This is a genomic window from Photorhabdus khanii NC19 (assembly GCF_000517265.1).
GTDB lineage: Bacteria > Pseudomonadota > Gammaproteobacteria > Enterobacterales > Enterobacteriaceae > Photorhabdus > Photorhabdus khanii.
Window position 1 is genome coordinate 105650 of the sequence record NZ_AYSJ01000015.1, and the last position, 12445, is coordinate 118094.

4 protein-coding genes are annotated in these 12445 nt (G+C 44.4%); all 4 read left to right on the forward strand.

The genetic code is table 11. From position 1 onward, the window contains the following. Window positions 1–20: 20 nt before the first annotated feature. The 4 genes from PTE_RS19335 to PTE_RS19340 all read left to right on the forward strand — a co-directional run bounded on the left by PTE_RS19335 (window position 21) and on the right by PTE_RS19340 (window position 12360). Window positions 21–8510, forward strand: coding sequence for an amino acid adenylation domain-containing protein (locus PTE_RS19335; RefSeq protein WP_051477466.1), 8490 nt, complete (start codon window positions 21–23; stop codon window positions 8508–8510). Window positions 8511–9204: 694 nt separating this feature from the next. After that, window positions 9205–9528 (forward strand): AMP-binding enzyme, encoded by a 324-nt coding sequence (locus PTE_RS22960; RefSeq protein ID WP_425339432.1) that lies wholly within the window; start codon window positions 9205–9207, stop codon window positions 9526–9528. Next, window positions 9447–10526 (forward strand): thioesterase domain-containing protein, encoded by a 1080-nt coding sequence (locus tag PTE_RS22965; RefSeq protein ID WP_071993009.1) that lies wholly within the window; start codon window positions 9447–9449, stop codon window positions 10524–10526. Before PTE_RS22960 ends, PTE_RS22965 begins: the two co-directional genes overlap by 82 nt. Window positions 10527–10581: 55 nt before the next feature. After that, window positions 10582–12360: an ABC transporter ATP-binding protein gene (locus PTE_RS19340; RefSeq protein WP_241826156.1), complete on the forward strand. Its 1779-nt coding sequence runs from the start codon at window positions 10582–10584 to the stop codon at window positions 12358–12360. Window positions 12361–12445: the final 85 nt, after the last annotated feature.

Here is a 12445-nt window from a genome sequence, read left to right on the forward strand (position 1 = left end):
TAAGTAAGGTGTTTAATATTATGCAGAATGACGGAGTGAAGAAATTTAAACTTGGTGCGCTATTGAAAAAAGTACAGCAAGATCGCATTGAACTTTACGATGATAAAACCGATTTCAATATTGAACGTAATGAAATAAATATAATAAATAAAACAAATGTGGTCACTAATATTCCCTTGAGTTTTGTTCAAAAAAGGTTGTGGTTACTTTATGAAATGGATAAGCATTCAGTCGCTTACCATGTACCTTCAATCTATAAATTTGGTGGTAATCTGAACGTTGATGTTTTTAGGCGATCACTTGACGAACTTATTAAAAGGCATGATTCGCTACGATCTTACTTTAAGGTAGAAAAAGGTGTTCCGTTTGTTAACCTGTTAAATGAGAATATCTGTTTTCCTCTGGCGTTTACAGATCTAAGCCATGAAGAAAACAGACAGATGTTAGTAGAGGGAATTATTGAGAGGACGATATCAGAGTCATTTGATTTTACACAAGGGCCTTTAATCAGGACTCATCTTATTAAAGAGTCTGATGAGAATTTTCTATTTATATTAAACCAGCACCATATTATTACAGACGGCTGGTCTATCGGTATCTTCTTCAACGAACTTAGTATTCTTTATGATGATCTTATTCACCATAAAGAAATTTCACTGGCTCCGGTAGAATTACAGTATACAGATTATGCAATTTGGCAAAACCGTTATTTGACTGATGAACGATTATCAAGCCAACTGGAATATTGGCAGTCTCAACTTGCTGATATTCCTCCATTATTGACTTTACCTACTCACTCAGACCGGCCGGAGAAGCCTTCACAGCAGGGGGAAACACTTTCTTTTACTCTCGATAAGCACTTGAGCGAAGAATTATTGCAGCTTGGTCAGCGGCAGGGAATGACATTATTTATGATCATGATGGCTGCCTGGTCGGTTGTTCTTCATCGTCTTTCTGGTTTGGATAGTATTGTTATTGGCACGCCTTCCGCTAATCGGGGAATGAGTGAAGTTGAGAATATGATCGGCTTTTTTGTCAATTCTTTGCCAGTCCGTATTGATTTCAGTCAGGAAATGACGATAGGCACGCTTTTGCAGCAAGTGAAGGCTCGCATTATTAGTGCGCAGGATAATCAGGATGTTCCTTTCGATCGTATCGTAGAATTGATTAATCCTGAACGGAGCTTGTCTTTTTCACCATTATTTCAAGTACTGTTTTCCTGGCAGGAGTTTGACGAAGGCAAAATTACTTTTAGTGATATTGATGTCGTCGCGTGTGAAGATCGCGCTGAAAGCATCAAGTTTGATATGGAACTGTTTTTATCTCATCAGGCTGGTAGCATCAGCGGCGGCGTCAATTATGCTGTTGATCTTTTTGATAAGGGGATAATTGCCAGACATCTTGATTATTATTATGCGGTACTTAAGGCGATTACGCAGGATAGTCAGCAATATATCGAAAATATCAATCTTCTTTCCGATAAAGAACGCAATCTATTGTTAAACGAATGGAATCATGTGGTGAGCCATTCGAATGAACAGACTATTCATTCTTTATTTGAACAGCGTGTTGCTATTGAACCGGATGCAACCGCTTTAGTATTTAATGACACAACGTTAACCTATGCGGAATTAAATGATAGAGCTAATAAGCTGGCTTATATTCTGATTTCTCAGGGTATAAGGCCGGATGATCGGGTAGCGATTTGCGCTGACAGAAGTCCGGAAATGGTGGCAGGTCTGTTGGCGGTTTTGAAAGCGGGAGGGGCTTATGTCCCTTTGGAGCCGGAATCTCCCCAGGAACGGCTGGATTGTATTATCCAGGATGCGGCCCCGCGATGGGTGTTACATGACGATGCAGGCGCAAAAGCGCTGACATTAACTTGTGGGCGAGAGTTGCCCATGCTGGATCTGTGTCATTTTCCCGCAATACAAACGCCAACGAAAAACCCGGATATCAGCTTATTGACCCCACGCCATCTGGCCTATGTTATCTACACTTCTGGATCGACCGGGCAACCTAAAGGGGTGATGGTTGAGCATGTCTCTGCGGCGCAAAAATTGCTGACACTAGGAAAAGCATTAGCCATTAATCACTCTAGCAGCGTGCTGCAATTCTGTAATTTCTCATTTGATGTGTCTGTATCAGAGTTCTTTGGTCCGTTGATTGCTGGTGGCACACTTCACCTGATTGATAATCAGAATAGACGTGATTTGACACAATTCTGGCAGGAGTGTGAAAAATACGCTATTACCCATGTTTCACTGCCATTTCAATTTTGGAGAAAGCTGATTGAAACAGGATTTCCTCAAGAACACTCAAGTTTGCAGTGTGTCTGTATCGGCGGAGAGAAAGTTTCAGCCAGTGCGATCAAAGCCTGGCTGAGTAGCCGTGCCAGCCGGATAAAACTGGTCAACTGCTATGGGCCGACGGAAACAACAATTACAGCAACATTACACTTTCCCAAATCACAGGATAGACATATTGACTGTATTGGCAGGCCGCTTGCTGATACGCGTATTTATTTACTGGATAAACAGGAACGTCCAGTGCCTTTCGGGGTGATAGGAGAACTGTATATTGGTGGTAGTGGTGTTAGCCGGGGATATTTGAACCAGCCTGAGATGACAGCGGCAGGTTTTATGCCTGATCCTTTTAATCCGCAGCCAGGTGCCAGGATGTTTAAAAGTGGTGATTTGGCGCGTTACTGTCAGGATGGGGGTATTGAATACATTGGGCGTAACGATTATCAGGTAAAAGTACGGGGTTTTCGGATTGAATTGGGGGAGATTGAACATCGGCTGGTTACCCATCCGGCTATTCGTGAAGCGGCAGTTGTTACGCTTGCAAATGATAATATCCCTCGTTTAATTGCCTATATTACGCTTAAATCTCCTGAAGAAAGGGGGCCGATAGCGGGACTGATGCGCAATTACCTGTCAGCGACGTTACCTGATTATATGCTGCCGTCGGCGTTTGTGGTGCTGGAGAATTTGCCTCTGACGTCGAATGGCAAGTTGGATCGCCATGCATTACCCGCGCCAGCAGATACGGACTATGAACATCAAACGTATGAAGAACCGATCAATGATACCGAGCGCATGCTGGCAACGATTTGGAGCCAGTTGCTAAAAATACAGAATATTGGCCGGCACGATAACTTTTTCACGCTGGGCGGGCATTCCCTGTTGGTTGTGCAACTCATGAGCATGTTGAAGCAGCGGCACTATACTATCAATGCAGGCGATCTCTTTTTAACGCCGGTCTTGTTCCAGCAAGCTGCATTACTCAGGAAAGCGCAGCAGATATCCACCCCTCCGAATCAGATCGGGCCAGAGACCACGCATATCACACCGGAATTGTTGCCGTTAGTTCAGGTGACTCAAGCTGATATCGACACGGTTGTTTCTCTGGTGGATAACGGAATTAACAATATTCAGGATATCTATTCACTCTCTCCATTGCAGGATGGAATTCTATTTCATCATCTCTTAGCTAAACAGGGTGATCCTTATCAGGTCATCTTTAAAATGGAATTCAGTGATCGTCAGCGCCTGACCGCATATTTACAAGCAATTCAGCAGGTTGTCGATCGGCATGATATTTTACGTACCGGCTTTTTTTGGGAAAATTTAACGTGCGGGTCATTGCAGGTAGTACAAAGGACGGCGATTTTGTCGGTGACAGAAGTGACGCTTGATCCTGATGGTACTGAACCTTACATTGACCAATTAGCTGAACATTATGATTTGAACCGGCATCGAATGGATTTATCCCAACCGCCGCTGTTACGTTTTTTTATTGCTCGAGATCCCAAAAGCCAATGTTGGTTTGCATTGGAAATTTTGCACCATTTAATTGGTGACCATACGACGCTGGCGGTAATGCATAAGGAAATTAGCCTTATCTTGTCAGGAAAGACCGAAGCGCTGCCTCCAGTTATCCCTTTTCGCCATTTTATTGCTTATGTCAATCAGGCTAATGCAGAAAAAGCTTATCAGCCCTATTTTCAGCGTATGCTCGGTGATATTGATGAGCCGACAGCGCCATTCAATATCTATGATGAAAAAGGCGATATGGGAAAAGTTAATGAAGATCGTATTGCCCTATCTGAAGAGGTGAACCAGCAGTTACGCAATCAAGCGCGTCAATTAGGTGTCAGTCTGGCCTGTTTATGTCATTTAGCTTGGGGAGTCGTATTAGCTAAATGCAGTGCACGGGAGGCCGTAGTCACGGGGACCGTTTTATTTGGTCGTCTGTTTGGTGAAGATGGGAATGGACAGGGAATGGGGCTGTTTATTAACACGCTTCCCCTGCGTTTGGATATTGATGATATGACCGTCATTGATGCGGTTTACCGAACTCATGAACGGTTATCTGAGTTACTTTCCTATGAACATACGCCGTTATTAGAAGCCCAGCGTTGCAGTGGTGTCAGTGCATCAACACCACTATTCACGGCGTTGTTGAATTATCGCAATAATCGAAGTGACAGCGAGTTGGATGCTCAATCTTTACAGGGAATTGATATTATCGATGGTGAGGATAAAACTAATTACCCCATTATTCTTTCCATTGATGATGATGGCGATACGCTGGCGCTAACGGCACAAACAGTGAATTCTCTCAGTGCACAGAGAATTTGTCGCTATATGCAGCAGGCATTGACTCAGCTTGCCTTATGGTTAAACAGGGAACCTGCACGAGCAGTAAATACGCTGGATATTTTACCTCATGCAGAACGCCAGTTTCTGTTGGAAACACAAAATGTGACCTGTTTTGATAATGATTACGATGGCTGTGTACATCACTTATTTGAGCAACAGGCTGTTAAAACACCACAGGCGATCGCGGTTGTCTATAACGATGAGCGGTTGACTTACGCTGAATTAAATCAACAGGCTAATCGACTGGCCCATTATTTAATTGCACAGGGTGTGAAGCCAGAAGAGCGGATCGCGATTTGCGTTGATCGCAATGTAACAATGGTGATTGGTCTATTGGCGATATTAAAAGCCGGAGCAGGCTATATCCCTCTCGATCCGACTTATCCGCAAGAACGCTTACATTATATTCTTCATGATGTAGAACCGGTTTTGGTGCTATACGATGCACTGGGCAAAGAGGTTTTGGGGGAAGCTATTGATGATGTCGTGGCAGGTCTGGCGATCAACAGTCCGGCTATTGCAGACATGGCGGAGAGTAATCCGGTTTTGGCTGCGTTAACATCACAAAATCTGGCCTATGTGATTTACACGTCAGGATCAACTGGGCAGCCGAAAGGTGTCATGGTACACCATCAGGTCTTGAGTAATCTGGTGCAGTGGCAGCACCGGCACTATCAGAAAGTGAAATCCTCATCGCAATTTGCGGCTCAGGGATTTGATGTCTCTTTGCAGGAAGTCCTGACTGCACTTTCTTTTGGTTTGACGTTAGTCATGATCCCCTCTGAGATAAAACTGAATATCAAAACGCTGTTTGATTATTTAAATAAACATGCTGTTGAACGTGTTTATTTACCGGCTGGTTTTCTCAGTACATTTATTGACGCGCAGATCTCAATCCCAAGCCTGAAAGAGCTGATTGCTGCCGGCGAACAATTAATCATTTCGCCGGAAATCAAATCATTTGTTTTGCAGCACCAATGTTATTTATACAACCAATATGGACCTTCAGAAACACATGTTGCGACAGATTATCGATTGGCTGGGACTTTGACACATTGGCGTCATACACCGCCAATTGGCAGGCCGATAGACAATATGCGGGTCTACCTGCTTGATGTACAGGGGCAGCCCGTGCCGCTGGGTGCGGTGGGTGAGTTATATCTCGGTGGAACGGGTGTCGCCCGTGGTTATCTGAACAGGCCGGATCTGACCGCAGAACGTTTCCTGGATGACCCATTCTCAGCGATCCCGGGTGCTCGCATGTATCGGACAGGCGACCTTGCCCGTTATCTGCCTGATGGTAACCTGGTTTATGTTGGGCGCAATGATCAGCAAGTGAAAATTCGTGGATTTCGTATAGAGCCGGGAGAGATAGAAGCCTGTTTGATGGGATATCCTTCGGTTCGGGAGTCACTGGTTATCCTCCTCGGTGAAGGAGAGGATAAACACCTGGTGGCCTATGTGGTCGTGGAGGCTGAGGAAGAGCTTGCTCAACACTTGCGTCTGTATCTGTCAGCCCGATTACCCGAATATATGATACCGTCAGCGTTTGTCAGGTTGGATGCTTTCCCGTTGACCCGGAACGGCAAGTTGGATCGCCGGGCGCTGCCGGCTCCTGAGCAGACTGCCCTGACTCATAAGGTTTATGAGGCGCCACAGGGGGAAATCGAGTGCACATTGGCCGCTATCTGGCGTGAGTTACTGGGGGTAGAACAGATAAGCCGGCATGATAACTTCTTTGTGCTGGGAGGCCATTCATTACTTGCAGTCAGAATGTTGAATCGTGCCAATGCGCTGGGCATGGAATTACCATTAGCCTCATTATTTTCAGCGCCTTCTTTGGCTATGTTTGCTGAACTCTTTAGAAAACAACAGCAACCGACAGAAGGGATATTACCACCGATTAAGCCGGTTAAGCGAAGCGGCGTATTACCACTCTCATTTGCCCAACAGCGGTTATGGTTTCTGGCTCAACTTGAAGGAGGCAGCGGAGCTTACCATATTCCTCTGGCTTTGCGTTTACAGGGAAATATTGATGTTGAGGCTGTACAGTGGGCTTTAGATACTTTGTTTGCCCGGCATGAAAGTTTGCGTACTGTATTCGTCAGTGTTGGGGGGGAGCCGCAGGTTCAGATTCTGTCGCCGGATAGGGGTTTTCTTCTGCACCTGCATGATTTGCGGGGGGTAAAAGATACTGCAACTAAAATAACACATTTCATTGATGAAGAAGCCCATGCACCGTTTGATCTATGCCATGGCCCGCTTATTCGGGGCCGGTTAATCCTTGAGCATCAGAAAGAAAGTGTCCTTTTACTGACTCAGCATCACATTGTGTCGGATGGTTGGTCGTATGGGATATTGCTGCGGGAATTTAGCGTACTTTACACGGCTTTCTTACAGAGGGAACCTGATCCACTGCCATTATTGAATATTCAGTATCCGGACTATGCGGTTTGGCAGCGTGAATGGCTCTCGGTTGAACGTGGAAAACAACTGTCAGACTACTGGCGCAGTGAGCTGTCAGAGGTTCCTGCATTATTGGATTTACCAACGGACAGGGAACGTACTGTTGAGCAGTCATTTACCGGGAATATGGTTCCGATCAATTTGGACAGGGAACTGACTCAAGCGTTAAAACACCTGAGTGTAGAGCATGGATGCACATTATTTATGACACTATTGGCGGCATGGGGTGCAGTTCTCTCTCGTTTGTCAGGACAAGAGGCTTTGATTATTGGCACGCCGAGTGCGAACCGGTCTCGGCTGGAAACTGAGTCATTGATAGGTTTCTTTGTCAATATGTTGCCATTACATATAGATTTAACAGGTTCCCCAAGTTTCTCTGAGTTACTGAATCGGGTGCGGTGTACTGTGCTGGCGGCGCAGGATAATCAAATGCTGCCGTTTGAACAAATTGTAGAGGTGGTGCAACCCGTAAGAAGTCTGGCGCATACCCCGTTGTTTCAAGTTATGTTTGTCTTACAGAACAATGAGAGTGCGGAATTGCATCTTCCTGGTATCGCTATTTCTCCGATGGAGCAAGTGCATGATACTGCCAAATTCGATATTGAATTGGCTTTATCCGAGGAGGATGGTCGGATTGTTGGCGGTATGGGATATGCAACAGCATTGTTTGATCGCACAACAATAGAGCGGCATACCGGGTATTTGCAGACAATGCTGAAAGCGATGGTAGCAGAGCACGATCAACGGGTAGATGAAGTGGATCTTCTGACATCAGAAGAGCGCAGGTTGCAGCTGGAAACGTGGAATGCAACGGAGCACACCTATCCGGAACAGTTATGTATTCATCAGTTATTTGAACAGCAAGTGCAAAGGACACCGAATGCGACAGCACTTGTGTGTGGGGCTGAGACACTGAGCTATGCTGAACTGAACCGACGGGCAAACCGGTTGGCCCATGAGCTTATTGCACAGGGGGTGATACCGGAGCAACGTGTTGCGCTGTGTGTCTCCCGTTCTGCATCAATGATGATAGGGTTGCTGGCTATATTGAAGGCCGGAGGTGCTTATGTTCCACTGGATCCTGCGTATTCGGGTGACCGTTTGAGGGGTATTTTAAGTGATGCGACTCCTGTCATGGTGGTGGCGGATGCGATGGGGCGTACGGCTTTGGATCAGGATGCACTGAAAGGGTTGACGGTATTAGAACCGGATACTGATTGGGGACAACCGGACAGCAACCCTCAAGTGTTATCACTGAATTCAAGACAACTGGCTTATGTGATTTATACCTCGGGTACCACCGGTGTGCCCAAAGGGGTGATGGTGGAACATCGTGGCGTAATAAATTTGGCAGCANCGACCATGTTATGCGCTTAGGTGTTGGCCGGATAGCCGGGTTTTGCAATTTGCTTCGTGAGTTTTGACGCCTGCGTTGCGGATATTGTGATGGCCTATGGTGTGGGCGCTGCCCTCCTNANTCAGGCNAACGATGTTGNCTATCATATGCTTGCTTTGTGGCCTTANCTGGATGAACAACCTATTACTTATCCTCCTTTNNGCCTGCCGACCTCCAGAATGCCCTGAACTCCCGGGTATTNCANCGCATTTAACCTTGATNCTGGGGGGGGAGGCGCTGGGTTCTGATTTTTGCTGCTNATCATTGGCAGGTATAACACCTTTGTATTTATGGCCCAACCGAAGGCCCGGTGCGGTCATGGACTGGCATTGTCACCCCGATTATCACAGGGAAGAGATCCCTATCGGCCGTCCCATAAACAATNCCCGNNTCNCATGCTTGATGGGCGAGGTCAGCCGGNACCGANGGGTGNGGNNNGNGAACTCNNTCTNNGNGGNGTGGGNGTCNCCCNGGGTTATNTGAACCGGGNATTNTTGANNGNANNGCGTTTTCTGGATGNCTNCATTTTCAACTATTCCGGGTGCCCGCATGTATCGGACCGGTGACCTTGCCCGTTATTTGTCGGATGGTAACCTGATTTATGTGGGACGCAATGATCAGCAGGTAAAAATCCGGGGATTCCGTATAGACCCCGGCGAGATAGAGGCGCGTCTGATGGAATACCCTTCAGTTCAGGAGTCTCTGGTGGTCACTTATAGCAAAGGGGAGGATAAGCGTCTGGTCGCTTATGTGGTCGCGGATGATGAGGAAGAACTGGCTCAACATTTGCGTTCGCATCTGTCAGCCCGATTACCTGAATATATGATACCGTCAGCGTTTGTCAGGCTGGATGCTTTCCCGCTGACCCGGAACGGCAAGCTGGATCGCCGGGCGCTGCCTGCTCCGGATCAGATGGCATGGCCCGAGAAGTTTATAAAGCACCACAGGGTGAGATTGAGTATACGCTGGCGACTATCTGGCGTGAGTTGCTGGGGGTAGAGCAGGTAAGCCGGTATGATAACTTTTTTGCACTGGGCGGACATTCTCTGCTGGCCACTCAATTTATTTTTGAATTGAAGAAAAAAGGCTATTGTTCATCAATTCGTGATTTGATGTTAAATCCAACCCTCTCTCAATACGCTTTGGTGTTAAGAGGAGAGCGACATTTCAATCAACCCGCATTAATTCCTTTTAAAAAGGGTAATGCACAAGCTTGTCTCTTCTTCCTCCCGACCGGAGAAGGTGATCTGTGGTATGCCAATGAAATTTCGCAAGTGCTGCCAGGGGAGTATTCCTGCTTTGGTGTACCTTGGCCCTCCGTAGAGCGCGGGGGAAATATGGAACAGATTGTTAATGAGATGGTCACGTTAATTTTAAGCCAGCGCGGTTGTGAACGGTATCGTCTGGTTGGTTATTCGGCGGGTGGCATATTAACTTATGCTATTGCGGAAAAATTACAGCGAATGAATTTAAATGTAGATTTTATCGGGCTCATTGATGTATTACACCCACGTTTATTGCCAGAGGAAACGAGAAAGTACGGACCTAAGGAGCTTATATTACATTCACTCATTCTGGATGGCATTATTCGGCATAATGAACCGTTAGTTGAGGCGTTGCAGCAGCGTGAATTTGAGCATCTGGCTGATTTTATCTCCTGTTTAAAACAGTCATCTTATCTTGATGACGTGTTCGATGTACCGGGTGAAGCCCACCGTTGGGAGCAGAGGGATCGAATGATTAAAGCGATTGCTGACTATGTTCCTCCTGCCGTTGATGGTCGGATTCATATTTATCATTCATCGGATGAGTTTGTGACAAAGGGAATGTCCGGCGAAGAGAATGTTTGGCAACCGACTAAAACGCTGGGTTGGGAACATAGTATTACGGTAGACAAAATAGTTTCTGTCAAAATACCCGGTGATCATGCCAGCATGATGTCTGATAAAGCGCACAGAAGCGTATTGATTGATGAATTATCCCGGGTGTTTAATTGAGTAAATAAAATTGAAGCGGCTCCTCAGCTGAATAGGTTGAGGAGTTGTGAAGGTGATGTTTATTTTTGAGGTCTTAATGAAAAATTACCAGGAAAAGGTGAGTGTATTTTTTTACTCCCTGGCTATCTTATATAAAACGATGCCGGTTTATTTCTTTATATTTTTATTTCTTATTCTGATCCAAGCTGTGCTGCCAACGATTGGTGTCGTATTGAGTATTGATATTATCAATAGGATAAGCGATGGGTTTTTTGATGATTTGTATATAATGGTTTCTTTCTGGATGTTGTCGCTTATTTTACCAGGAATAATCACGCCTTTTGTGACAACAATACAAACCATGATGAATCAGCGGGCATCCTACGCGATACAAGTGAGAATAATGACGCTAACTGCCAATATTACTGATTTGAAAATTATGGAACAGCCGGAGGTTCATAATACATTTGACGTCTTATCGAAAGAGGCATCCTACAAACCACTTAGTTTTCTGATTAGTCTCATTGATTGTTTAAAAGGGAGTATTACGCTTATCTCACTGTCTATCATCTTGGCCTCATTAAGTTGGTGGTTACCTTTTGCACTTTTATTACCGATAATTCCTGTCACACTGTCGTTAACGAAAGCGCAGATTGATGTATTTGAAACGATGCTTGGCAAAGGGTTAACATCCCGGTTAATTATCTACTATTTAAGCGTTATGCTGAACATACATTTGATAAAAGAAATTAAGATGTACGGTCTTTCTGCTTTTTTTATGGGAAAGCATGAAAAGGAGTTTAAGAATCTTGAAAAAGAGTTGAATCATGTGAGGAAAAAACAGCTCTATATCCCTCAACTTTGGAATGCTGTTTATTTAGCGGTATCAATTCTCTCTATGTACTGGATTGTGAGTAACATTATAAAAGGGGAGATCTCTTTGGGCGGAATGGTTGGGATTATACAGTCGATTTCTCTGTTTTGCGCTTCTTGTCAATGGCTTGTTTTTTCATTCAGCAATCTTGGGGTATCTCAGCTTTTTTTCTATCGACTCAAAGAAATAGAAAATCTGGCTTCCAACCAAGAGCACAAATATGTGTTATCAGCCATGCCTGAAGACAGAACGATTAAGTTTGAGAATGTCAGTTTCTCGTATAATGATACAGATAAAACATTATCAAATATTAATTTGACACTTTATCCAAATGATAATATAGCTATCGTTGGTGAAAATGGTTCTGGAAAATCAACATTAATAAAACTACTGTGTCGATTATACAAACCGACTGAGGGTGTTATTACTATGGGAGGGGTTGATATATCAACTATTGATATTAATGTCTGGTATAAAGAATTTTCGGTTTTGTTTCAAGATTTTGGTAAATATAATTTATCTATTTCGGAAAATGTGACTATTGGTAATTCAGAACAGTCAAATAACAAAGCCAGGTTTATTAAAGCTTGTGAAGATGCTGGCTTCGAGCTCAATTGTTATCCATCCGCAAATCATATGTTAGGGCGAGAGTTTTACGGTAACGATCTTTCTGGTGGTCAGTGGCAGCGGCTTTCTTTGGCGCGATCTTTTTTCTCCGGTGGTTCTGTCATTATATTTGATGAACCTACCAGTGCTATTGATCCGAAAGCAGAAGCCTATCTTTTTGATACATTCTATGAACTTTCTAAAGGACAAACTTCGATTATGATAACGCATAGATTGGGTGGTCTTAAACACGTTAATAGAATCATTGTATTGGCATCAGGTGAATTAGTCGAGGATGGCAGCCCTGAAGAGTTATTGAAAAAAGAAGGTTATTATTCTTATTTATACAATACTCAGAAAAAACAATATTATTGATTTATTTAATTGGAGATTTTTAAAAATTAAGCATGTTAATTGACAATGGTTAATTGTTCTGAGTTATTGCGATTTATATTTTTAA

Excerpts from the sequence above, each read along its gene's own strand:
- PTE_RS22960 (WP_425339432.1), top strand. The coding sequence starts at position 9,205 with ATGGAATACCCTTCAGTTCAGGAGTCTCTGGTGGTCACTTATAGCAAA.
- PTE_RS22965 (WP_071993009.1), top strand. The coding sequence starts at position 9,447 with ATGGCCCGAGAAGTTTATAAAGCACCACAGGGTGAGATTGAGTATACG.
- PTE_RS19340 (WP_241826156.1), top strand. The coding sequence starts at position 10,582 with ATGTTTATTTTTGAGGTCTTAATGAAAAATTACCAGGAAAAGGTGAGT.